At 35.6% G+C, this 24,422-nt stretch carries 26 protein-coding genes; 11 read left to right on the forward strand and 15 right to left on the reverse strand.

The window, feature by feature from the left end:
• The first annotated feature begins 149 nt into the window (after positions 1-149).
• Entirely contained in the window at positions 150-437 is a 288-nt protein-coding gene (locus JOD29_RS04845; RefSeq protein WP_124762846.1) for a hypothetical protein, read from the forward strand.
• Positions 438-783: 346 nt separating this feature from the next.
• Here the strand turns inward: JOD29_RS04845 and JOD29_RS04850 are convergent, their stop codons facing one another.
• From JOD29_RS04850 to fdhF, 3 genes are read right to left on the reverse strand one after another with little or no spacing between them, the layout of a single operon-like run.
• Entirely contained in the window at positions 784-1,833 is a 1,050-nt protein-coding gene (locus JOD29_RS04850) for a P-loop NTPase (RefSeq protein ID WP_124762844.1), read from the reverse strand.
• 14 nt (positions 1,834-1,847) lie between these two features.
• Positions 1,848-2,324 (reverse strand): helical membrane plugin domain-containing protein, encoded by a 477-nt coding sequence (locus JOD29_RS04855; protein ID WP_124762842.1) that lies wholly within the window; start codon positions 2,322-2,324, stop codon positions 1,848-1,850.
• A gap of 18 nt (positions 2,325-2,342) precedes the next feature.
• Positions 2,343-5,267: a formate dehydrogenase subunit alpha gene (fdhF, locus tag JOD29_RS04860; protein ID WP_124762840.1), complete on the reverse strand. Its 2,925-nt coding sequence runs from the start codon at positions 5,265-5,267 to the stop codon at positions 2,343-2,345.
• A gap of 580 nt (positions 5,268-5,847) precedes the next feature.
• On the opposite strand from fdhF, the gene JOD29_RS04865 reads away from it, so the two are divergent.
• Genes JOD29_RS04865 through moaA form a run of 3 tightly spaced genes read left to right on the forward strand, consistent with a single transcriptional unit; the run spans position 5,848 to position 8,048 of the window.
• Entirely contained in the window at positions 5,848-6,195 is a 348-nt protein-coding gene (locus tag JOD29_RS04865) for a Na-translocating system protein MpsC family protein (protein WP_124762838.1), read from the forward strand.
• Positions 6,196-6,214: 19 nt separating this feature from the next.
• Positions 6,215-7,015, forward strand: coding sequence for a formate dehydrogenase accessory sulfurtransferase FdhD (fdhD, locus tag JOD29_RS04870; protein WP_240033583.1), 801 nt, complete (start codon positions 6,215-6,217; stop codon positions 7,013-7,015).
• A gap of 16 nt (positions 7,016-7,031) precedes the next feature.
• Positions 7,032-8,048, forward strand: coding sequence for a GTP 3',8-cyclase MoaA (gene moaA / locus JOD29_RS04875; RefSeq protein WP_124762834.1), 1,017 nt, complete (start codon positions 7,032-7,034; stop codon positions 8,046-8,048).
• Positions 8,049-8,091: 43 nt separating this feature from the next.
• Here moaA and moaC read toward each other — a convergent pair whose 3' ends face one another.
• The 3 genes from moaC to JOD29_RS04890 are packed head-to-tail and all read right to left on the reverse strand — an operon-like array spanning position 8,092 to position 9,648.
• Positions 8,092-8,574: a cyclic pyranopterin monophosphate synthase MoaC gene (moaC, locus tag JOD29_RS04880; protein ID WP_124762832.1), complete on the reverse strand. Its 483-nt coding sequence runs from the start codon at positions 8,572-8,574 to the stop codon at positions 8,092-8,094.
• Positions 8,567-9,157, reverse strand: a complete 591-nt coding sequence (locus tag JOD29_RS04885) for a molybdenum cofactor guanylyltransferase (RefSeq protein ID WP_124762830.1) — start codon at positions 9,155-9,157, stop codon at positions 8,567-8,569. Before JOD29_RS04885 ends, moaC begins: the two co-directional genes overlap by 8 nt.
• Positions 9,154-9,648 (reverse strand): MogA/MoaB family molybdenum cofactor biosynthesis protein, encoded by a 495-nt coding sequence (locus JOD29_RS04890; protein WP_124762828.1) that lies wholly within the window; start codon positions 9,646-9,648, stop codon positions 9,154-9,156. Before JOD29_RS04890 ends, JOD29_RS04885 begins: the two co-directional genes overlap by 4 nt.
• Before the next feature lie 117 nt (positions 9,649-9,765).
• Here JOD29_RS04890 and JOD29_RS04895 point away from each other — a divergent pair, with 117 nt between their 5' ends.
• Genes JOD29_RS04895 through moaD form a run of 5 tightly spaced genes read left to right on the forward strand, consistent with a single transcriptional unit; the run spans position 9,766 to position 13,276 of the window.
• Positions 9,766-10,782 carry a thiazole biosynthesis adenylyltransferase ThiF gene (locus tag JOD29_RS04895; RefSeq protein WP_124762826.1) on the forward strand — a complete coding sequence of 339 codons (1,017 nt, stop codon included), beginning with the start codon at positions 9,766-9,768 and terminating at the stop codon, positions 10,780-10,782.
• A gap of 13 nt (positions 10,783-10,795) precedes the next feature.
• A complete protein-coding gene (locus JOD29_RS04900) occupies positions 10,796-12,085 on the forward strand; it encodes a molybdopterin molybdotransferase MoeA (RefSeq protein WP_124762824.1) in 1,290 nt (429 codons plus the stop codon).
• The gene (gene mobB / locus JOD29_RS04905; RefSeq protein WP_124762822.1) at positions 12,055-12,573 is read left to right on the forward strand and encodes a molybdopterin-guanine dinucleotide biosynthesis protein B; all 519 of its coding nucleotides are present in this window, start codon (positions 12,055-12,057) and stop codon (positions 12,571-12,573) included. The genes JOD29_RS04900 and mobB overlap by 31 nt, the downstream gene beginning before the upstream one ends.
• Positions 12,570-13,046 carry a molybdenum cofactor biosynthesis protein MoaE gene (locus JOD29_RS04910; RefSeq protein WP_124762820.1) on the forward strand — a complete coding sequence of 159 codons (477 nt, stop codon included), beginning with the start codon at positions 12,570-12,572 and terminating at the stop codon, positions 13,044-13,046. The genes mobB and JOD29_RS04910 overlap by 4 nt, the downstream gene beginning before the upstream one ends.
• The gene (gene moaD, locus JOD29_RS04915) at positions 13,043-13,276 is read left to right on the forward strand and encodes a molybdopterin converting factor subunit 1 (protein ID WP_124762818.1); all 234 of its coding nucleotides are present in this window, start codon (positions 13,043-13,045) and stop codon (positions 13,274-13,276) included. The genes JOD29_RS04910 and moaD overlap by 4 nt, the downstream gene beginning before the upstream one ends.
• 92 nt (positions 13,277-13,368) lie before the next feature.
• Here the strand turns inward: moaD and modB are convergent, their stop codons facing one another.
• The 4 genes from modB to JOD29_RS04935 all read right to left on the reverse strand — a co-directional run bounded on the left by modB (position 13,369) and on the right by JOD29_RS04935 (position 17,063).
• The gene (gene modB / locus JOD29_RS04920) at positions 13,369-14,058 is read right to left on the reverse strand and encodes a molybdate ABC transporter permease subunit (RefSeq protein WP_124762816.1); all 690 of its coding nucleotides are present in this window, start codon (positions 14,056-14,058) and stop codon (positions 13,369-13,371) included.
• A complete protein-coding gene (gene modA, locus JOD29_RS04925) occupies positions 14,039-14,851 on the reverse strand; it encodes a molybdate ABC transporter substrate-binding protein (RefSeq protein ID WP_124762814.1) in 813 nt (270 codons plus the stop codon). Before modA ends, modB begins: the two co-directional genes overlap by 20 nt.
• A 59-nt stretch (positions 14,852-14,910) precedes the next feature.
• On the reverse strand, positions 14,911-16,020 hold the full coding sequence (locus JOD29_RS04930; RefSeq protein ID WP_124762812.1) for an ABC transporter ATP-binding protein: 1,110 nt from the start codon (positions 16,018-16,020) through the stop codon (positions 14,911-14,913).
• Positions 16,021-16,268: 248 nt separating this feature from the next.
• Positions 16,269-17,063, reverse strand: a complete 795-nt coding sequence (locus JOD29_RS04935) for a formate/nitrite transporter family protein (RefSeq protein WP_124762810.1) — start codon at positions 17,061-17,063, stop codon at positions 16,269-16,271.
• A gap of 1,453 nt (positions 17,064-18,516) precedes the next feature.
• Here JOD29_RS04935 and JOD29_RS04940 point away from each other — a divergent pair.
• Positions 18,517-18,837, forward strand: a complete 321-nt coding sequence (locus JOD29_RS04940; protein WP_124762808.1) for a DUF485 domain-containing protein — start codon at positions 18,517-18,519, stop codon at positions 18,835-18,837.
• Positions 18,837-20,381, forward strand: coding sequence for a solute symporter family protein (locus JOD29_RS04945; RefSeq protein WP_124762806.1), 1,545 nt, complete (start codon positions 18,837-18,839; stop codon positions 20,379-20,381). The genes JOD29_RS04940 and JOD29_RS04945 overlap by 1 nt, the downstream gene beginning before the upstream one ends.
• An 82-nt stretch (positions 20,382-20,463) precedes the next feature.
• Here JOD29_RS04945 and JOD29_RS04950 read toward each other — a convergent pair whose 3' ends face one another.
• The 5 genes from JOD29_RS04950 to JOD29_RS04970 all read right to left on the reverse strand — a co-directional run bounded on the left by JOD29_RS04950 (position 20,464) and on the right by JOD29_RS04970 (position 24,281).
• On the reverse strand, positions 20,464-21,372 hold the full coding sequence (locus JOD29_RS04950; protein ID WP_124762804.1) for a DMT family transporter: 909 nt from the start codon (positions 21,370-21,372) through the stop codon (positions 20,464-20,466).
• A gap of 125 nt (positions 21,373-21,497) precedes the next feature.
• On the reverse strand, positions 21,498-21,968 hold the full coding sequence (locus JOD29_RS04955) for an S-ribosylhomocysteine lyase (protein WP_124762802.1): 471 nt from the start codon (positions 21,966-21,968) through the stop codon (positions 21,498-21,500).
• A gap of 13 nt (positions 21,969-21,981) precedes the next feature.
• Complete coding sequence (locus JOD29_RS04960; protein WP_192894191.1) at positions 21,982-22,722, reverse strand: amino acid ABC transporter ATP-binding protein; 741 nt, start codon at positions 22,720-22,722, stop codon at positions 21,982-21,984.
• Positions 22,723-22,738: 16 nt separating this feature from the next.
• A complete protein-coding gene (locus JOD29_RS04965; RefSeq protein ID WP_124762800.1) occupies positions 22,739-23,398 on the reverse strand; it encodes an amino acid ABC transporter permease in 660 nt (219 codons plus the stop codon).
• Between the two features lie 73 nt (positions 23,399-23,471).
• Complete coding sequence (locus JOD29_RS04970) at positions 23,472-24,281, reverse strand: transporter substrate-binding domain-containing protein (RefSeq protein WP_124762798.1); 810 nt, start codon at positions 24,279-24,281, stop codon at positions 23,472-23,474.
• Positions 24,282-24,422: the final 141 nt, after the last annotated feature.

Raw genomic sequence — 24,422 nt, forward strand, 5'->3', positions numbered from 1 at the left:
TACTTACCTTCCTTTGTAGAGGTGGATCTATAATCAATTTAATTTAAGATTATTTCGCTACCAAATAGAAACAAGATACGTGAGAAAAGATAAATATCAGAGTATAATATAATAGGAAGAAACTCAAAGAAAAAAGGATGGAAGAGCAAATGAACGAGCAATTAGTAGATTGGATTACGCGTTTTCAAAAGGACAAAGATATTGACGCTCTTGCAAACTTAAAAGACTATTGTTACGATATGATCGAACCTTTAATTATTGAATTTACTGAGAAATATGGTGAAGATGCTGGGGAATTATTACGCTTAAAATGGGATAAAAGATTTTATTTTATATTTACGAAGTATCAGCTAAACGTTGGATTACCATTAGATAATTTTGTTAAGAATACTTACCGCTTTTATTTTATGCAGGTTTTAAAAAAGGCTGGTTATTAATAATTGGATTCTAATTGGTGAAAAATACTCATCATTAAAATTAGTTATACGTTTTCATATCAAACTCTAAACAAATATTAAAAACATCTTCGATTGAATATAGGATTTGTGTCCTAAAATTCAATAAGAAGATGTTTTTTTATGGGAATTAAAATGTGTTTTCTAAACGAAGCTTAATGAATTGGAGTGAGAGATGATCCTAAGGGGAAAAGTAGACCCTTTGAAGGCCATTGAATCGAGAAGACCAAATAATAAATCAAACAACCAGTTGCAGGGGGCAATCCTACAACTGGTTGAATGGATACTTTATTAATGTGTCTATATACGGTGTCTGCTTTATAACAAATTAACGATAAACAATATCTTCAGCTAGGTGTGAAAATACTTCTCCAATCATTGAGTCCTCATCGTAAACAGAAGAACCGGTATTTTCCTCAGGTTGAGCAAATGGAACTTGAGCTAAGACATCTGTATGAAGTTCATGTGCTAATTTTTGGGCACCACCCTGACCAAATAAATAGTGTTTTTCACCATTTTCATTTTCAAAGTAAGCCATATTTTCAACTACACCTAAAATGGAATGTTTTGTATGTTGAGCCATTATACCTGCACGTGAGGCCACGTGAGAAGCAGCGTTGTGCGGTGTTGTGACAATGATTTCTTGTGCTTGCGGAATCATGGCTGCCACATCAATAGCAACATCTCCGGTACCAGGTGGTAAATCTAGTAGAAGATAATCTAGATCGCCCCAATGCGTGTTAACAAGGAAATTACGAATCCATTTGTTGAGCATTGGACCACGCCACATGACAGGTTGATTATCCTTAGAGAAAAAGCCCATCGACATGATTTTTACACCATCACTCACAACTGGAATCGCTGTTTGGTCAATCATTGTTGGTTTTTCAGTTGTCTTCATCATGGCAGGAATACTATAACCATAGATGTCAGCATCTAAAATACCAACATTTTTTCCAAGGCGGGCAAGGGCTACTGCTAAGTTAATCGTAACAGTAGATTTACCAACGCCTCCTTTACCACTAGTAACAGCAATAAATTTGACACCAGAATCAGGCATAAGCATTTTCGGCATCCCCTGATCTGTCACATTTTGAGTTTTTAAAGAAGCTGTTAAATTGCGGCGTTCCTCATCAGTCATTGAACCGAAAGTAAGGGAGACGCTTGAAGCACCAAGATTTCTTAAAGCATGTTCAATATCCTGTTGAATTTTCGCTTTTAACGGACAACCAGAAATAGTTAAAATCACATCAAGGGAGATATGAGTTCCTTCAATAATTTGGATATTGCGAACCATATTTAACTCAACGATGCTTTTATGAAGTTCTGGGTCTTCAACATGTTTTAGTGCATTTAAAACGCTCTCGTTTGTTAACATTTAAAAAATCCTCTCTACTTTAATCCTTTACCAATTCCTTGTAACAAGTGAATGCCAAAGTTCATAGCGCGATTGATATCAGGATCATTTAGCATTTTTACTAGCTTGAAGACACTGATTTTTTCATCAGTGTCCACTGCTTTGTTAGCAGCATCTAGGCCAGTCGTTAAACTTTCTATAAGTTTAGTTGTTTTTTCTGGGTCCATTGCCGATAAAGCACCAGCAGCACCCATTAAGTTGTTGATCATATTCGTGACAGGTTTTCGAGTTACCTGACCAAGCAGAATATGAACAACATCTTCTTTTGCTTCAAGTAGTTTTGTGACTGCTTGAAGTGCGCCCATATCATTTAAATCTTTCATGATCGCAAAGAGTTCATTTACTGTTTCTTCATTCTCGGAAAGAAGTTGTTTTAAATTCTCTAATTTTTGTTCTTTAATTTGTTCTTCTGTTAATTGTTCCTTTTTAATGGTTTGAATTGGTGCAGCCATACCTTTCACTTCCTTCCATTAATTAGTTGTTAAGTGAACGTAGCCAGGGCGATTCCATTTACGTTCTACTTCGACACCATTTTGTGGATTACGTTTTTTATTTCTAGGGTTTGTTCTAGGAAGTGGTGATTTACCTTTTGCTTTCAGTACTTCCACTCTAACTTTTGTTTGTTTATAGGCAGGTGTTAATGTATTCACATCAGAAGCTGAACCTGTTAAGAAATTAATTGCTGAATCTTTGCTAGTAGAGTTCATTGGTAAGAATAGCTCGTTACCTTGCACACGATCTGTTACAAGGGCGTTTAATTTTAGGGCGCCATTTGGAGAAACTAAACGTAATAAAGTTCCATCTTCAATGCCTCGTTCTTTCGCTAATTCTGGTGATACTTCTACGAAAATTTCAGGTACTTTTGATTGAATACCTTTTGATTTATTTGTCATATTTCCTTCGTGGAAGTGTTCTAACATACGACCATTATTAATATGACAATCGTACTGTGCTTCATATTCAACAGGTTTTACCCAATCGTTTAAAGCAAAACGAGCTTTTTTGTCAGGGAAGTTAAAGCCATCTACGTAAAGTAAAGGTGTATTTGTACCATCATGACTACCCCAAAGGAAACTGCCCCAATCTTCTAATACATCGTAGTTATTTCCAGAGAAAATTGGAGAAAGACTAGCCATTTCATCATAGATTTCACTAGGGTGGCTGTAGTTCCAATCTGCTCCTAAACGACGGGCAACTAATTGAAGGATTTCCCAATCTGCTTTTGATTCACCAAGTGTTGGTAAAACTTGATATAAGCGTTGAACACGACGTTCAGTGTTTGTAAATGTACCTTCTTTTTCAAGAGATGGTGCTGCTGGTAGAATAACATCTGCATATTGTGCTGTGCGTGATAGGAACACATCTTGAACAACAAAGAAGTCTAATGATGAAAGAACTTTATCTACATGATTAGCATCAGCGTCAACTAACGCCATATCTTCACCAACTAAATACATTGCTTTCATTTTACCTTCCATAATCGCATCTAACATTTGCGGGTTCGTACGACCTGGTTGCGGTTGAATTTCAACACCATATGCTTTTTCAAACTTAGCACGTGCTTCGTCATCTGTAACTTTTTGATAGCCTGGTAATAGGTTTGGTAATGTACCCATATCACAAGCACCTTGTACGTTATTATGTCCGCGAAGAGGGTAAGCTCCTGCACCTGGACGGCGATAGTTACCAGTAGCTAAAAGAAGATTTGAAATTGCTGCTGAAGTATAAGAACCGCCTGTATTTTGTGTAACACCCATACCCCAAAGTACACAAGTACCGTCTGCATCACGAATCATTTCCGCAACATTGATTAACACATCTTTCTTAATGCCTGTTACTTCTTCTGCGTAGTCAAGTGTGTATTTATCAAGAACATCTTTGAAATCATCAAAGAATTTTACATTTTCACTAATAAAGGCTTCATCATGCCAACCTTGATCAATCATGTATTTTGTTACGGCCATTAACCAAACTTGGTCAGTACCTTGTTTTGGACGCATGAAGATGTCAGAGCGTTCAGCCATTTCGTGCTTACGAACATCGGCAACAATTAATTTTTGACCATGTAACTTGTGGGCACGTTTTACGCGAGTCGCTAATACAGGGTGACCTTCTGTAGGGTTTGCCCCAACAATAATAACAAGACCAGCTTTCGCTATATCCTTAATTGTTCCTGCATCACCACCAAAACCAACTGTGCGCAATAAACCATCTGTAGCTGGAGATTGACAATAACGTGAACAGTTATCTACATCGTTCGTACCAAATAATTGACGTGCCATTTTTTGAATTAAGTAGTTTTCTTCATTCGTAATTTTAGAAGAAGAGATAAAACCAACAGAACCAGGGCCAAATTCTTTTTGAATACCACCTAGTTTTGTAGCGATTAAATCTAACGCTTCATCCCATGTTGCTTCAACAAATTCTTCGTTTTTACGAATTAAAGGTTTTGTAATTCGTTCTTCGGAGTTAACGAAGTCCCAGCCAAATTTCCCTTTAATACATGTAGAAACTGCATTCACAGGACCTTCAGAAGGTTGTACTTTTAGAATCTTGCGGTCTTTTGTCCAAACTTCAAATGAGCAGCCTACACCACAGAAAGTACAGACTGTTTTTGTTTTCTTCGTACGTTTGCTTCGCATGGCAGCTTCAACTTCGGAAACTGCGAAAATACCGCTATATCCTGGTTCAACCTCTTTAATTAAACTAATCATTGGATCCAACGTTTCTTGTTTAAGGCCAGTCATAAAACCAGCTTCTCCAAGCATTGATTTTTCCATTAAAGCGTTACAAGGACAAACGGTAACACATTGTCCGCAACCAACGCATGAAGAATCATTAATTGCAACACCCTCATCCCAAATAATGCGTGGTCTTTCTGCTTCCCAATCTAAGGATAATGTTTCATTAACCTGTAAGTTTTGACACACTTCTACACATTGTCCACAAGCAATACATTGGTTAGGATCGTAACGGTAAAATGGGTGTGACATGTCCACTTCATGTGGTTCAACTTTGGGTTGATAAGGATATTTTTGATGTTCGATTTCCATCATTTCCGCTGTATTATGTAGTGTACAGTTTCCGTTGTTATTGTCACAAACCGTACAGTATAATAAGTGGTTTTCTAATAAACGATCCATTGCTTCTGTTTGTGCTGCTTTCGCTTTTTCAGAAGTAAGTTGGATATTCATACCATCTACTGCTTTTGTTGAACAAGATCGAACTAGTTGTCCATCCACTTCAACGATACAAGTATCACAAGTTTGGATAGGGTCAACGGATGGGACATGACAAATTTGTGGATGGGCTATACCATTTTGATTGATAGTATCAAGAATTGTAGCTCCTTCTGCCACTTCATAAGATAAACCATTAATGTTAATTTTCGTCAAAGTAAACTCCTCCTTGTGCTATTTGACAATTATATGACACCAGGTTAATGGTTATGGTAAAGCCGGAAGAGTATGTTCAGTTAGTTTTTTTAAAACTCTACCCTGGATTTATCGTGTCCTTAGACTAAAGTTGAGTCGATTGGGAACATTCATTAACGAAGTGATCATAAAGTTGCATGCTCAAAAAATAAAAAAATCCACCATGAAACAGCATATTTTCACACGCTGTATATCTCATGGTGGATAAAATTCTTAGCAAACCGTACTAAAAACTCAATCTACTTTTATTTTTTTATTAAACAATAGAATTGAAATATTTGAATCATTATGCCAAATGTTTACTTTCGATAAAACTAAGTCATAAAAATTAAAATACATCAATTCCATTTACAATAATTCTCATTATAGCGTCTACATTATAAATCCACAATAGTCAATTATTATTCTGAATTTTCGTCAATTTAGAATAATTATTTTCCCTTTAACTTTTTTAAAAGTTGCTATATTATTAACAAACTATAAGGCTGTCTCACCAAAACGAGGCAAAAAATAGAGTATATATGTTAGGGGAGTGGCAAAAATGTCAAAAAAAGTGCATGAATTTAATGACATTATTCGAAAACTACGCAAAGATTTATTTGGAAAAGGACCGGAGCGTATTCATACGGTTTTTGTAGATAACATGGCCATTTCAACTTTGTATGGCAATATAACACCAACCGAAAAGTTTATGTCAAGTACACCAGAAGGCGCTAGAATGATTCATGCTGCACGTACAAGAATGATTAAAGATTTATATGCAGAAGCAACTCCTGAAGGAATGGAAGAATTAATGGGCTCAAAGTTGCTCCATTTATTTACAGATATCAAAATTGAAGAAGATGTCGCGATTTCTGTCTTTATTTTTGAAGAAAAAATTACTGAATAGAAGAGGAAGGGGATGCCTCGTGAAAAACGCAGTAACTCGAGAGATTCTACGTATCGAAAATAATAAAGTAAATGTAGTAGAAGATTTAGTTGTAACAGAATACGCTGTCACGGTTAAAATTAATCAGCAGGAATTTGTTACGATGGTTTGCACACCCGAGTATGTTGAAGATATGGTAATGGGATATTTAGCTTCGGAACGAATCATTCGTAGTTTTGAAGATATTGAAGATATTTGGTACCAAGAAAAAGAAGGATTTGTGCATATTAATACGAAGCAAGTCAACCCACTCTACCAACAAATGCAAAATAAACGATTCATCACTTCATGTTGCGGTATGAGCCGACAAGGGTTTGTTTTTGCTAATGATGCATTAGTATCTAAAAAAATGGATGATATTCATGTGCGAATTACTACAGATGATTGTTTTCGACTAATGCGAGATATGCAAGATTCGGCTGTAACGTTCCAAGAAACTGGTGGAGTGCATAATGCCGCGCTATGTGATGTTAATGGTATTGTGTTAAGTCGCATGGATATTGGGCGTCATAATGCACTAGATAAAATATATGGTTACTGCTTACGAAATAACATTAGCATGCAAGACAAAATTATCGTCTTTAGCGGAAGGATTTCGTCCGAAATCTTAATGAAGGTATCAAAAATTGGATGTGAAATTGTTTTGTCCAAGTCAGCGCCTACAGAATTAGCATTGCAATTGGCAGAGCAACTGGGGATTACAACGGTGGGGTTCATTCGCCAAAATGCATTGAATATTTATACACACAAAGAGCGTATTCAATTATCTACAAACGAATGAAAGAAGGAGATTCAAAATTAGTAATCTACAAGATCAACTACATAGACCGCTCAGAGATTTAAGGATATCAGTAACAGATCGTTGTAACTTCCGATGTCAATATTGCATGCCAGAAGAACTATTTGGCCCTGATTTTGCCTTTTTGCCGTCTGAAAAGATATTGAGTTTTGAAGAAATCGAAAGGTTAGTAAAGATTTTTGTCTCACTAGGTGTGAAAAAAGTTCGTATTACAGGTGGGGAGCCTTTACTGCGTCGAGATTTACCAAATTTAATTGAACGCATTCATCGTATTGATGGAGTAGAAGATATCGCCTTAACAACCAACGGCACATTATTAAAAAAATATGCCAATGATTTGGCAAAAGCAGGATTATCAAGGGTTTCTGTTAGCCTTGATTCGCTAAATGAAGAACGTTTTTTTGAGATGAATGGTCATCGGGGTAAAGTGAAAACGGTATTAGAAGGTATTGAAAAAGCTGCAGAAGCAGGCTTGCATGTGAAAATTAATATGGTAGTTCAAAAAGGTGTTAATGAACAAGATCTCGTTTCGATGGCAAAATATTTTAAAGACAAAAAGCATATTCTCCGTTTTATTGAATATATGGATGTAGGTAACTCAAATGGTTGGAAAATGGATGACGTTGTATCGAAGAAAGAAATGATTGAACAAATTCATCAAGTGTTTCCGCTGAAACAAGTTGAACCTAATTATCAAGGGGAAGTAGCGAAGCGTTTTCAATATCAAAACGAACAAGGTGAAATCGGTATCATTTCATCTGTGACAGAATCATTCTGTTCATCTTGTTCCCGTGCCCGTATTTCAGCTGAAGGGAAATTGTATACTTGCTTATTTGCTACAGATGGAACTGATTTACGGGAATTATTAAGAACTGGGGAAGATGATGCATCAATTATCAAATGTATTTCGGATGTTTGGGAGAATCGAACTGATCGCTATTCCGATGAACGAAATGAACAGACGATGGAGAAGAGGAAAAAGACAAAAATCGAAATGTCGCACATCGGTGGTTAAAAGAAAAAACAAAAAAACCGGCAAAATGCCGGGTTTTTTCTGTTTATTTATGCATAAAGGTGCCGCTTTTACCACCCGTTTTTTGAAGAAGATAGGTTTCTTTAATGACCATATTTTTGTCGACAGCTTTACACATATCATAAAAAGTCAGTGCGGCAATGCTCGCTGCAGTTAATGCTTCCATTTCGACGCCTGTTTTGCCACTGCATTTTACTGTAGCTTGTATGTGAAGTTCATATCCATCTTGTGCTTTAGTATATTCAAATTGGAAATCTGTTCCTTGCAGCATGATCGGATGACACATCGGGATAATATCTGCTGTTTTTTTAGCACCCATAATCCCTGCAATTTGTGCGACTTGCAAAGGATCACCTTTTTTTATGCCACCTTGTTGGATAGCTTGATAGACTTCATCAGATAAAGTAATCGTACTACGAGCGATGGCTGTACGTTGTGTAATGTCCTTTTCTGAAATGTCGACCATTTTCGGACGACCTTCTTCGTTCCAGTGTGTAAAATTATTCATAAGTAGACTCCTTTTTATCTAATTGTGACCAATCTAGTTGCGTATTAATATTTACGAATGTTGAGCATTCTTCTTCAAATTCAACATAACGAACACGAAGTTGCTCTAACAAAACTTTCATACTTCTCTTGTTTTGTTGAAGTAATAGATTTGCTTTTGGCAAAGCACTGCGGCGATATAAAGCTGCAAGAGGCTGTATTCTAGAAGCTTGTTTAGGAACAATCGCGTCATAACGATCATCGATATATGTAAGCATAGTTTGGACAAAATCTACATTCATATAAGGCATATCACTTGCAACTATAAAAAACCACTCAACATTTTGGAAATTAGCTAAGATGTTCTGTAATGCAGACAGAGGGCCTTGATGAGGTTGTTTTTCAATAATCATTTCAATCTGGTCTTCTACAAACTTCGATTCTAAGTTAGCATTTGTAGCGATTATTAAAGGCTGTAGTTGATTTTTTTGTAAGGCAATAAGACTGTTCTTATACAAAGGTTGACCATTAAACAATTCAAACATTTTCGGTTGACCATATCTAGAAGATTGACCACCAGCTAAAACAACACCAGCTATTTTCATATGCGATTCAGCTCACTGACAAAATGTTGTACAGTAGGAATAATTAGTTTTGTCATAGCAAGTTTTACTGCATTAACGGACCCAGGTAGCACATAAATGGCGGATTTTTCACGACAACCTGCTGTAGCACGGCTAAACATAGCTTTTGGACCGATTTCCTCATAACTTAATGATCGAAATAATTCACCAAATCCTACCATTTCTTTTTCGAAAAGGGGGAGAATCGTGTCGTAGGTTTGGTCCCTAGGTGTAAATCCTGTGCCACCTGTGACGATGACCGTGTTAATATCTTGATTAGTACACCATTTTTTTACATACTTTGATATTTCAAATGGTTCATCTTTTGAAATTTGATAGTCAATGATTTCAAATGAAGCTTCTTGTAGTAAAGTTTGAATTTGTTGACCTCCGAAATCATTCGCCTTTGTACGTGTGTCACTTACAGTTAAAATGGCAGCTCTTATTGGTTGTTGATGATGTGTAGGGTGCAAGCTGTAAACCTCCTTTTCTTTAGTTGAATGCGTTTTTTACTGAAAAACATTGTTTTTATTATAATGCTATAAATGAAAAGGTCAAACCAAAAATAAAAGTTAGGAAGGCAAAAAGTTATGCATAATAGATATTCTAGACAAGAATTATTCAATCCGATTGGAGAAAAAGGACAGCAACTATTAAAACAAAAGCATGTCTTGATTATTGGTGTTGGTGCATTGGGGAGTGCTAGTGCAGAAGCTCTTGTAAGGGCAGGCATTGAAAAGTTAACGATTATTGATCGTGACTACGTAGAGTGGAGTAATTTACAAAGACAACAACTGTATACCGAACAAGATGCCCAAGAAAAAGTTCCTAAAGTCATTGCAGCAAAAAATCGCCTCCAAAGTATTAACTCATCAGTGGAAATTAATGAATTTATTCTTGATGCCTTTACAGAGAAATTACCAGGTATACTTAAAGATGTAGATATTATGATAGATGCAACAGATAATTTTGATGTTCGCTTTATGATGAATGATCTTGCGCAAAAATACCAAATTCCATGGATTTATGGATCTTGTGTTGGCAGTTATGGTGCGACTTATACGATTGTGCCAGGTAAAACACCTTGTTTACATTGTTTGCTAAAAGTTATGCCAAATACAGGGATGACTTGTGACACGGTTGGGATTATAAGTCCCGCTGTCCAAATTGTCGCAGCTTATCAAGTCGCTGAGGCATTAAAACTTTTAGTAGGCGATGAAGAAGCTAGAAGAAAATCCTACTTAACATTTGATGTTTGGCAAAATCAACACTATGAAATGAATGTGGAAAAAGTACGCAATCATGATTGTCCCTCTTGTGGACAAAATCCCACATATCCCTATTTATCCTATGAAAATCAAACAAAATTAGAGGTACTATGTGGGCGTGATGCAATACAGATTCGTCCAGCAAAACCTGTTCACCATAATTTAGATCAGCTCGCGGTTAAACTTAAGCCTTACGGAGATATTCAACAAAATCCGTATTTATTATCTTGTCAAGCGCCAGACTATCGAATCGTTATTTTCCAAGATGGTCGAGTGGTGATTCATGGTATACAGGATATTGAAAAAGCTAAAAGCATTTATTATCGTTTACTAGGGTAAAGGAGTGTTCAGGGTGTTACAACAAAGAAAACCAATTACAGTGGGAGACGCTGTGCAACGAGTGATGGAATATGCATTTCAAGAAAAAAAAGAGTTAGTCTCATTACTACAAGCACATGGTCGCTTTCTAGCAGAAGATATTGCAGCAGATCACGACGTACCAGCTTTTGATCGTTCTCCTTATGATGGATATGCGATTCGCTCGGTTGATAGTCAAGGGGCAGCTTCAGAAAATCCAGTTACCTTTACGATTGTGGGGGAAATCGGTGCAGGCTATGTATTTGAAGAAGAAGTTTGCAATCGAGAAGCCGTACGAATCATGACGGGTGCTCCTATCCCAAAAGGATGTGATGTGGTCGTCATGTTAGAATTAACACATACTTTTGAAGAAAATAATCAAATGTACATGTCGATTAAACGAACTTTTGAAGCGGGAACAAATATTTCTTATAAGGGTGAGGACGTACAAAAAGGTACGATTCTTATTGAAAAAGGACAATATATCAATCCTGGTGTTGTCGCATTACTTGCTACTTTCGGTGTAGATCAAGTACCTGTTTTCCGAAAACCAATTGTAGGTGTCATTGCAACTGGAAGTGAGTTACTAGATCCAAGTGACTCTTTACAGCCGGGCAAAATTCGTAATAGTAATGCCTATATGATCATGGCACAAATTGAACGTGCTGGGGCAACCGTCAAATACTTCGGTAAATTTAGCGATGATATCAATTTATGTATTGATGTTGTCAAAAAAGCCTTAGAAGAAGTAGATATATTAATAACAACTGGAGGCGTTTCGGTAGGTGATTATGATTACTTACCAGCTATTTATGAAGCTATTGACGCAAAAGTATTGTTTAATAAAGTGGCAATGCGACCAGGGAGTGTTACGACTGTAGCTGCTCGAAATGGTCAATTATTATTCGGACTTTCAGGTAACCCATCAGCTTGCTATGTTGGTTTTGAACTATTTACACGTCCAATTATTCGAAAGGCATTTGGGAATAAGCAACCGCATCTTCGTAGGGAGCAAGCTGTTTTGGGGGCCGATTTTAAAAAGGCGAATCCATTTACTCGTTTTGTCCGTGGGATTGCTTCATACGAAGATGGTCAATTAGTTGCCGTTCCTTCTGGTTTTGATAAATCAAGTGCTGTTTCGTCCTTAGCGGGAGCGAATGCCTTTATTGTATTACCTGGCGGATCACGTGGATACGAAAAAGGAATGCAAGTAGCTGTCTTATTGTTAGAAGATTTGCAAGGAAGTGAGTGGCCTTGGGACAACATCAAAAAGTCCTACAAATAGTAGGTTATCAAAATAGCGGAAAGACAACGTTAATGGAACAACTAATTTCACAAGCCGCCACTGAAGGTTTACAAGTAGGAACCATCAAGCATCATGGACATGGTGGACCTCCTATGAGTGACAATGCAAAAGACAGTGTTCGTCATGAGCAGGCAGGAGCTAGTGTAACGGCAGTTGAAGGGGCTGGAACGTTGCGCATGAGTATTCAACAAAGTAACTGGCAACTTGCTGATATACTCGCTATTTATGCATTATTTAACATCGATATTATTTTGATCGAAGGGTATAAGAATGAACACCATTCCAAGGTTGTTCTGTTGCGAACATTGGAAGATCAAGAATTACTGCAAAAAGTGACGAATATCATCTGTGTACTATATTGGCCGACCTATCCACTAGAAAAGCAATTAGAATACCCAACTTTTTCAATTCATGACAAGACACAGTATATGGAATTTTTAATGAAAGAAATGAGGGGGATATCATGAATACACCGTTGTTTGAGATTGTAGATATACCAATTAACGTTGAAGAAGTAAGGCGAAAAGTAACAGACCGTAATGCTGGTGCTATTACGCTTTTCATTGGAACAGTTCGAGAATTGACAAAAGGAAAAAAAACATTACATTTGGAATATCAAGCATATCCAGCTATGGCTATTAAAATGTTTGAACAAATCTCTAAGGAGATACAAGAGCGGTGGCCAGAAGCGAAAGTTGCCATTACACATCGTATTGGGCATCTAGATATTTCAGATATTGCCGTTGTAATTGCGGTATCATCACCACATCGTAAAATTGCCTACATGGCGAATGAATATGCCATTGAGCGTATTAAACAAATTGTTCCCATTTGGAAAAAAGAGTTTTGGGAAGATGGTACAGAATGGATTGGCGATCAATTAGAAAAAGTCCCATACCCAAAAGGAAATCCATCTATAAAAAGAGGTGAACTTTCGTGATTAACATACTATTATTTGCTCACTTACAAGAAGCAATCGGAAAATCAGAATTAAGAGTTGACCTATCAGATTATACTGTTGGTCAAATTAAAGAGTGGATGGAAAATCAATATCCACAACTGTCTCTTCAAAATATAATGACTGCAGTAAATGAGGAATTTGCAACAGATCAGATGATTGTAAAAGATGGAGATACACTTGCGTTTATTCCACCTGTTAGTGGAGGGTAATGAATACTTTTAGACATAAAGCTAGAACATCTAAAAACAGGTGTATTGAAACACGATTCGCGTTTCAATACACCTGTTTTACTTTTTCTAAATCACTTACTATTTTCATTCTTTATCCGTACAACTAGCAACATGAAAAAGGAAATAATGACCATTGAAATGACCCACATCCAGGCCATTTTCATATTCCCAGAATCAATTGCTATATAAATTGCTGTCGGAATTGTTTGGGTTTCTCCCGGAATGTTACCAGCAAACATTAAGGTAGCACCAAATTCACCTAATGCCCTCGCAAAGCTTAATATACTTCCAGAAATAAGAGCCTTCGAAGCAAGAGGGATAGAAATGAATAAGAAAATTCTCCACTCACTTGCTCCATCTATTCTAGCAGCGTCTTCAATGTCAGTGTTTATTGCCTGAAATCCTGATTTTGAAGACTGATACATAAGTGGAAAAGCAACAACAATTGCTGCAATAACAGCAGCCCACCATGTAAAAATAATAGGCTGCTTAAAAAGCCATTCAATAACTTGTCCAACTATACTATTCTTTCCAAAGATTACAATAAGGAAAAAACCAACAACAGTAGGGGGGAGTACCATCGGGAGCATGAGTATTGTTTCCAAAACAGCTTTCCCTTTAAAAGTTTTTCTAGCAAATACGTGACCTATTAATGTACCTAGTAAAATAACGATAACACCTGAAATAGTAGCTATTTTTATCGACAACCAAATTGGACTCAAAAACTCTTGCATAAACTCTTTATTTAATAGTAAATCCATATTTTTCAAACACCTTTAATGCTTCGTCGCTTTGTAAATACAAATAAAAATCTTTGGCTACTTCGTAATGTTGTGAATCCTTAATAATACCAACAGGATAAATAATAGGAGAGTGTGTAGCAGGATCTGCATTTGAAACGACTTTTATTTTATTTGAAATTAATGCATCTGTTTTATAGACAATTCCAGCGTCAATATTGCCGGTTTCAACATAGGATAATACTTGCCGTACATCCTTTGCATAAACTATTTTTGATTCAACATCTTTCCAAAGATTCATCTGTTTAAGAGACTCCTTTGTGTACTTCCCAGCAGGCACTGTTTCTGGCGTACCGATTGAAATTTTACCTGTACTTTCTTTGACAAGGTCTTCGAAACCTTTAATTGATTGATTCTCTTTCGGAACAACTAGCACGAGTTCGTTTCCAAGTAGATCTAGACCATCTTCATTTGCTATTATTCCTTCCTTAACTAGTAAATCAAACTTGTCATCTGCTGCTGAGAAAAATAAATCAACTGGTGCTCCTTGAGAGATTTGTTGTTGTAAAGAACCAGAAGCTCCAAAGTTGAATTTCAATGTGATTCCAGGATGTTCTTCTTCGTATGTATGTTGTATGACATCCATTGCATCTTTTAAACTAGCAGCTGCTGAAATGATTAATTCTTCATTTTCTGATGGTGTTTGTGTTTCTCTTTTGTTTTGTGATGGTTCTGTACTCCCGTTATTAGAACAAGCTACGACAAATATAAGTGAAAAAAGTAAAATAACTGTTAGTTTAAAGCGATTATGCATGTTTCGGCCCCTATTCTATTAATGTTTATCTGACTAGAATTATTTTAAAAGTTCATATCCTAAAATACATCAAGATGAATACGGTTTTTTGAAATGTAATCAAAAAAGTGAATTTTATCCATATCAACAGCTAACTTTATAACTTGTCCTTCTTTAACTGCTGTTTGGGTATTAAGTCGGGCAATTAATGGTTGACACGCGATTTGCGAGTGTATAAGATTTTCTGCACCTAATGATTCAATTAATTCTATTTTAACATCAATAGTAGAACATGCTGTATTATTAGGAAAGATAGATGCGTCATGAAGATCTTCTGGGCGGATACCTAATATGATTTCTTTGTTAACATATCCTTGCTTGCGTAAGGACATCATTTTAATTATAGGAATTTCCATTGTTAGATGATCGAAAAGAATTTTATCATGTAAAAGGGTGCCGGAAAAAAAATTCATTGCAGGTAAGCCTATAAATCCTCCAACAAAAACATTTTCCGGTTTATCGTAAACTTCTTTAGGAACACCAACTTGTTGAATTTTTCCGTTATTCATCACAACTAAGCGGGTTGCCATTGTCATTGCCTCAGTTTGATCATGAGTTACGTAAATGGTTGTAGTCTGTAAACGCTGATGCAATTTAATAATTTCAGACCGCATTTGTGTTCGAAGCTTTGTATCTAAGTTGGAAAGCGGCTCATCCATTAAGAATAATTTTGCGTCACGAACAATTGCACGACCTAATGCAACTCGTTGACATTGTCCCCCTGAAAGCGCCTTTGGTTTGCGATCTAAGTGTTCTTCGATATTTAGGATCTGTGCTGCATTTTTTATGCGCCGATCTATTTCATCCTTCGGGAATTTGCGACTTTTTAATCCAAATGCCATATTTTGATATACGTTCATATGAGGGTAAAGAGCATAGTTTTGGAAAACAAAAGCAACATCACGATCTTTTGGAGAAACATCGTTCATGTATTGTCCATCCATTATAATCTGACCTTGAGAAAGATCTTCTAATCCCGCTAGTAGACGTAATAGGGTGGATTTCCCACAACCGGAAGGCCCAACCAAAACGATAAACTCTTTATCTTTAATATCAAGGTTAAAATTGTTTACTGCTTGAATGTCTTTATTGTAGGTTTTATAAATGTGTTGTAGTTTTAATTCAACCAAAGTTATCATCCTTTAAAGTATGTATATTTACGACGCAAAAATTTAATTGAACGTACTGAAAAATACTTATATGATCACTACATAATTATAATATAAATTCAATTGATTAATAATTTTTTTAATAAATTGGGGAGATAAAACAAAGAACTACTACAACTTCAATACAGAAATTGTAGTAGCACTAAGAGAACTAGTTAGTTAATATTGCAAAGCTCTTTTAAAATTGAACTGTTTGCTAAAACGTCAGTCTAATTTTGTGGCTTCTGAACTTGATTTGCTTGTTTATGATAAACATAAAAATATAAAAGTCCAACAAAACCAGCTCCGCCAACAGCATTGCCTAAGAAAGTCGGAATAATGTTTCTAAAAAAGTCAATCCAAGTAATTTCTCCTGCAAAAATGGCTGCTGGTATTACAAACATATTCGCGACAACGTGTTGGAAGCCAATTGCAACAAACGCCATAACAGGGAACCAAATGCCGGCAATTTTTCCAATAAAGTCATCTGCACCATAAGCAAGCCAAATCGCTAGACATACAAGCCAGTTACAACCAATTGCCGAAATAAAAGTTTGTAAGAACGATTCTTCTACTTTTGATGTTGCCATTGCAACCGTTTTATGTAGATATGGACCTGTTTCGGTTAAACCAACGACATGACCAAAGAAATACGCTATAAAAAGAGCACCAACGAGATTCGCTAAAGTGATCCAAAACCAATTATGAACAAGATTCCCTAGAGAGATTTTCTTTGCATAAAACGCCATGGATACTGACATCATATTTCCCGTAATCAACTCTGCGCCCGCTAAGACAACTAAAATAAGGCCAACAGGGAATACGGCTCCTCCAATCAGGTTAGCAAGGCTTCCCCATTCAGTAGGCAAATTGCCGATGACACGAATATCTAGTAAATAGCCCAATGCAATAAATGCTCCTCCTAAAAATCCAAGTAACAACATATGTGAAAAGGGAAGTTTGGTCTTTGTCACCCCCGTTTCGATTGTTAACTCTGCAATTTTTTGTGGTTTATGAAAAGCCAATAAAATTCCTCCTAATTGAAAATAAAAAAGGTAGCATCTAAAAAAACCTTTTACAAAAAAGGCTTTTGAGATGCTACCTAACGTCTTTGCACTCGATACAAAGAAATCAATCATCATAATTAATAAATATAAAAAACATATAAAAGTAAAGAAGCAGATCTTACCTAATCACCATTTTATGCTCAATATGTATTTATTTTAACGTAAAAAAGCACTAACTACAAGTTTTCATTGTAGGGTCAATTCATCTTTGGTAGTCTTTATATTTCTATTTTAACCGATCAAAATAGTATGCATTAGCATTTAGAGCTCATACACCGCATGTAGAATTGGAGATTAGCGGGAAGTAGACATGGGAACGTTTGTATTATGTTTCTAATATGTAAAAATTTACAATCCGCGATATAAAAAAGACTTCATTAAACCCAATGAAAGATAAATAGAAAATTAAACGTCAATAGATCGCATTAAAGAATTGGTGAAAATTTTTCCTATGGAATTTGAAGCTATCACGAGTTAATTTTTAACGAAAACAATGTTAGAATTTATCGCAACTCATCTGGATCTATAATATAAGTGGTATTAAAGGTACTGAGAAAATAGGGCGTATTAAAGTAGATATAGTTTAAGGTCTATTTGCTGAAATAAATTTTAGTTTACATAATATAAATTATCGGAAGTAACGTTTCAGTTCATAAGTATACTTATAATAGTGAGACGGAATGAAAAAATGCTATTAAATCCTTAATCTATATGCCTTTTATAACTTTGCTTCATTTTAAACTGATTTGAATTCAGCTTTTAAAATGTCTTTTACCAGTCGAATTTTTTATATTTGGTTGTCTGTTAATCCAATCCAACAATACTTGTATAAGCTTCACTAGAATTTACAACTCAAGATCCCTTATGTTCCTTTTTGGTTTGTTCTATTAAATGCTTATTTAAAATTTCATACCCATCATCTAGAATCAATATTCTCTAAGCATATATTATTTTCCACTATGCATTTGATGTTTTCTCAAACAAGAATCGCTATCTCATTTAAACAAGATTAATTAAAAAAATTAATAAAATACCTTTTATACAATATTAATACGAAATAACAATATCCTTTATATCCTTTATCTAAATAACAAATTCATAATTTCCCTATTATGATTATTTTTGCATTTTAAGATTTTCGTTTAATTGTCAATAGTTAATTATGATTGATATTACTGCTTTAGTTGAAGATAAAACATCCGGTTAAGTACGCGTGATTCATTATTTTTAGCTTTCAAACTCATTATTTCTCTATTAATCTAAAATTTTATGAGAATTTTAAGATAATTTTCAGAAAAAACTATTGCAATTTTGTGAACGGTTAACTAGAATTGGAATTGTAAAGTCTATCAGAATAGAATTTTACAAACACAAAGTAGAAGAAATGGACACAAATAAGGGGGTTGTATTTATGGGGAATAATAAGCCAGCAATTGATTATGATAAAATTGCTGAAATGGGATCGTTCAAACAACTTGTAAAAAAGAAAAACGTATTTCTATGGTCTATTACTGTAATTTTCCTTGTAGCTTACATGTTGTTACCGATTCTAACGTCTTTCACGCAAATTTTACACCAAAAAGCAATTGGTGATATCACTTGGGTGTGGATTTACTCAGTTGGACTTTTCGTTATGACATGGGGTCTTGCTCACCTTTACGTTTCAAAAGCAAATGTCTTCGATAAAGAAGCGAAAGAAATTATCGAAGAATATGAGAGAGGTGTTAAATAATGAGTCCGATAGCAATTATCATGTTCTTAGCGATTGTTGGTTTAACTTTAGTCATAACTTGGTGGGCTTCTAGACGGACAAGTACCGCTACTGATTTCTATACAGCTGGCGGTGGTTTAAAGGGTTGGCAAAATGGACTAGCGATCTCAGGTGACTATTTATCTGCGGCTTCTTTCTTAGGTATTGCAGGATCGATTGCCTTAACTGGTTTTGATGGATTCTTCTTCTCATTAGGATATTTAGTGGCGTATTTAGTGGTATTATACATTGTTGCTGAGCCATTACGTAACCTTGGTAAATTTACTTTAGCAGATATGATTACTGCTCGTTTTGACAAATCTAAAGTTCGTGGAACAGCGGCTTTAAGTTCAATCGTAATTGTACTATTTTACATGATTGCACAACTTGTTGGTGCAGGTGCCCTTATTCAATTATTATTAGGTATTCCTTATTGGTCTGCAGTTCTTTTAGTAGGTTTCATGATGACAATCTATGTATTATTTGGTGGTATGACTGCAACATCTTGGGTACAAATTATTAAAGCTTGTTTATTAATGTTAGGTACAGTAATTATCTCATTCCTTGTACTTGCTAAATTTAACTTTAATATTTTAACAATGTTCTCTTATATGACTACAGCGACAGATGCAGGTGAAGCTTACTTAAACCCTGGACTAAAATACACAAACGGTATTGATACAATTTCAATGTTGGTTGCATTAGTTCTTGGTACAGCAGGTCTTCCACACATCTTAATGCGTTTCTTCACTGTTAAAGATGCGCAAACAGCTCGTTCATCAGTCATTTGGGCTACTTGGATCGTGGGTATTTTCTATGTTTTAACAATCTTCTTAGGATTCGGAGCAGCTGCGTTTGTAGGTAAAGAGGCAATTGTTGCAGCAAACCCAGCTGGTAACATGGCTGCCCCACTACTTGCACAAGCATTAGGTGGAGACATTTTATTCTCATTCGTTTGTGCTGTTGCCTTTGCTACAATTTTAGCGGTAGTTGCAGGTTTAGTACTTTCAGGCGCTTCTGCCCTATCACATGACATTTATGGTCAAATTATTAAAAAAGGTAAAGTGACAGAAAAAGAGCAAGTTGTTGCTGCTCGTGTAGGCTCAATTATTATTGCAGTTATTTCAATTGTGCTTGCATTAGGTGCACAAACATTAAACGTTGCATTCTTAGTATCATTAGCATTCTGTATCGCAGCATCTGCAAACTTACCAGTAATTATTTATACAATCTACTGGAAGCGCTTCAATACAAATGGTGCTGTAACAGCAATGCTAACAGGTTTAATTTCAGCATTAATTCTTGTAGCAGTTTCTCCAAACGTTTGGAATCCAGAAGCTGGTAAAGCAATCTTTGTAGGTGACCCATTAATTATGCTAACAAACCCTGCAATTATTTCTGTACCACTTGGTTTCTTAGGCGGAGTAATCGGTACTCTACTTTCTAAAGAATCAGATGAAGCGAAATACCGTGAAGTTGATGTTAAGGCACAAACTGGTATTTCTGTACAAGATGTATCACATTAAATTAAATTTAAAAACCTCAAGTGAATTTCACTTGAGGTTTTTTATTGGTAAAAAAGCGGCAACCAAAGTAAATGGTGATCCCTTACTCTAGTGCTACTTCTTTTTCTTTTCTAGATAAGATGACGATCGTCAAAAGAATACATATGGACCCTAACCAATCGATTAACCCGAAAGGTACACCTAAAAAAATGACCGCTGTGATTGCTGCGGAAAGTGGCTCAGCACATGCCAGTAAACTAGTTTCTGAAGCTGTGAGATAGATTAAACTATTGAGATAACAATAAAATGCTAAGACAGTTCCACAGATGATGACAAAAAAGAAAGCAAAATTAGTGGAAAGATACCACTCGCCTTCGAACTTCCAAGGAGGATGAACGAAGCTAAATACTACACCTCCGATGAGCATTCCCCATCCAACAACAATTGTAGAGCCCCATCTTCTTAATAACTCAATCGGTTGAATCGTATAAAAAGCTAAACCAATCGCTGCTAAAATCCCCCAGAAGAACCCTTCTTTTGAAATAGATAGCGTTTGGATATTGCCATGTGTCACAAGTAAAAAGGTACCAAATAAAGCTAAAACAACAGCTAGAATTTCCTTTTTATTTGGAAGCCTTTTTGCTTTCATAATGAAGTAACTAGTCACTAATGCTGGACCTAAATATTGTAATATGGTTGCTGTAGCAGCGTTACTATGCACTATCGCGGCTAAATAAGTGTATTGTACACCAATCATACCAACAATCCCAAAAATCGTTACACTGAGGATATCCGCTTTGTGTCTCCAAATATCGAATATTCGATACCCTTCTCTTTTATAAGCAATAAGGGTTAACAATAACCCAGCACATAATAATCGAAGAGTAGTCATCCATTCAGCACTAATGTGTAAGGTTTGAAACATGTATTGTGAAACTGTACCCGATACTCCCCAAAATAGCGCACCGGTTATGACGAGGATGATCCCTTTACTACGGTTTTCTAAAACCATTTAACGTATCCTCCGAGTTTTTTATTACTACCATCATACTCTACTCAATAAACTTATCAATTATTAATAGATGAATAGAAAAAATGACTTAAGGAATTAGTCCTTTAGTCATTTTTGATACTAAATTATTCAGCAAATACGATGTGCCATTCAGAGCGTTTTTCTAAAAATTCTTTAGCAAGAGCTTGTGCACCTTCTAAGCTGTGGCTTGCTGCCCATCCACATTGTACTTCGTTACATGCTGGTACAGATGTTGCTGCTAAAACATCTTTTAATGTGTTTTCAAGGATATTCAATACATCATCATAGTCGTTGTGATTGATAAATGATAAATAAAATCCAGTTTGACATCCCATTGGCGAAAGGTCAATTACTTGTGATGAATGATTACGGATACGATCTGCCATTAAATGTTCTAATGAGTGTAAAGCAGGCATTTCCATATGTGCTTTGTTTGGTTGTTTAAAACGAATATCATATTTTGTTACAACATCGCCTTTTGCACCTTCTTTTACCCCAGCAAGTCTTACATATGGTGCTACTACTTTTGTATGGTCTAGATCAAAGCTCTCTACATTTGTTTTTTCTTTTGTCATTTCTCTGTTCCTCCTAAATAAATTGCATGGATTGAATAAATGAATTAATTCGTTCATTCTCTGTATTATTAAAGAATTGTTCGGTTTTTCCGTCAAAAACGATTTCACCATTCTCTAAAAATAGTATACGATCTGCAACTACGCGTGCAAAGTTTAAATTATGCGTGACGATAATCATAGATTTATCTTCTTCGGCTAAGGCTTTTAATACCTTTAACACTTCACCTTCTAATTCTGGATCAAGCGCACTTGTCGGTTCATCAAAAAGTAAAAATTTAGGCTCCATAGCTAGTGCACGGGCAATCGCTACACGCTGTTGTTGCCCACCAGATAATTGGGAAGGGAAACTATCCTTTTTGTGAAGTAATCCAACTTTCTCAAGTAACTGTTCGCCAATACTAACCATTTTTGTTTTATCTTTTTTTAATACTGTGATTGGCCCTTCAATGACATTCTCAAGAACTGTCATGTGTGGAAATAAATTAAATGATTGGAAAACCATCGCTGTATTTTGACGAATTGATAATCTATCTTTTTGATTTAATTTCGCCGTGAAATCTACTTTTAACGACTCTATTTCTAGTGTACCAGTTTGAGGGATCTCAAGTAAATTGATACATCGTAAAAGTGTTGATTTTCCTGATCCTGATGGACCTAAAATCACAGTTGTTTCCCCTTTATTGAATTGTACATTGATATTTTTTAGTACGTGATGTTCATTGAAATGTTTGTTCATATCTGTAAAAGAAACGATGGTGTCCACTTCCTTTCTAAACGTACTTTGAAGCTGATTTTTCTAATCTGCTTTGTAATGTTGTTAATACTGTACAGAAAACTAAATAAATAGCTGCTACTAGACTATAAATTGCTAGTGGTTCATATGTAAATGCAGTAATTTGTTGTCCAATCATAAACATATCTGCAATGGTAATACTTGCAGCTAGAGATGTACCTTTTAAAAGATCAATAAAGTCGTTCGTAATGGGCGGTAAAGAAATACGGACTGTCTGTGGTGCTATTACTCTGCGTAAAACTTGCCAATAAGACATTCCAAGTGACTCCGCAGCTTCCCACTGCCCTTTTGGTATAGATAAGATCGATGCTCGAATCGATTCAGAGGCATAGGCGCCTGTATTTAAAGAAAATGTAATAATCGCAGCCGTCCAAGGATCTAGTGTAATTCCTGCTTTTGGAAATCCGAAGAATACGATGAATAATTGTACTAATAATGGTGTTCCTCTAAAAATCCAAACATACGTGCTGAAAATGAATTTTAAAACTCTAAAGTTCGATAATTTTACTAGTGCGGTGATTACCGCAATCACTAATGCAATGGCAAATGAAATAAGTGACAATGGGATTGTTACTATTAGCCCAGCCTTTAAAATGGGCCATATAGAATTTAATACGATTTCGAGTTCACGGCTCATCTTTTGGCATCCTTTCAAGTTGAATAAAGATAAAAATCAATCGGCCAATGAAGAGCCGATTGATCCGGTAATCTTATTGAATCATTACATTTTCATTGAAGTATTTCTCTGAGATTTTAGCAAATGTGCCATCTTCAAGACGCTCTGTAATAATATCATTTAATGCATCGCGAAACTCTTCATTATTTTGATTTAAGATTAATGCGATTTCAGAAGAGCTTGTTTCACCATCAATTAATTTAATTGGTGCATCTGGTTGTTCTTTTAAGTAAGTTAAGAATGTAACTCGGTCATGGATTGTACCATCAGCACGTTTTTGTAAAACTAACTCAATTGAACTAGTTAAATTTTCAGTTGGTACAATCTCTGCTCCTAAATCGCGAGCATCTTGTGCAAAGTTACTAGTTACAGTTTGTGCTGCTTTTTTGCCTGAGAAATCTTCTAAACTTGCAATGTCTGAATCAGAATGTACTGCTAATGTAGCAACTGATTTCATATATGGAATTGTGAAATCATACTTTTCTTTGCGTTCATCAGTAATAGAGATGTTGTTAATAACAAAATCATATTTATCTGTATCAAGACCAGCGATTAATGAATCCCATTTTGTTTCAACATATTCGGCTTCAACACCTAGGTCTTTAGCAATTTGATCTGCAATTTCATACTCAAATCCTGTTAATTTTCCAGTTTCATCGTGGTAACTGAATGGAGGGAATGTTCCTTCAAGACCAATCGTAATGACACCGTCTTCTTGAATTTGTTCTAGTTTGTTTGTAGTTCCCTCTGTTGTTGATTTCGAAGAAGTAGCTTCATCACTACTGCATGCTGCTAACGCTCCAACTGAAAGTGTTAGTAGAGATGCAAATAACCATTTTTTCACTTAAATTTCCTCCTGATTTAAACCTAGTTTTTTGATATGATTAATATTATTACATATATTACTTTATTTCAATAAGAATTTTTAAAATATTATGCATTTTCAATATTTGTTAAATTCTTAATATTAAAATTAAAAGGTATT

The sequence above is a fragment of the Lysinibacillus composti genome, from assembly GCF_016908465.1.
Lineage (GTDB): Bacteria > Bacillota > Bacilli > Bacillales_A > Planococcaceae > Ureibacillus > Ureibacillus composti_A.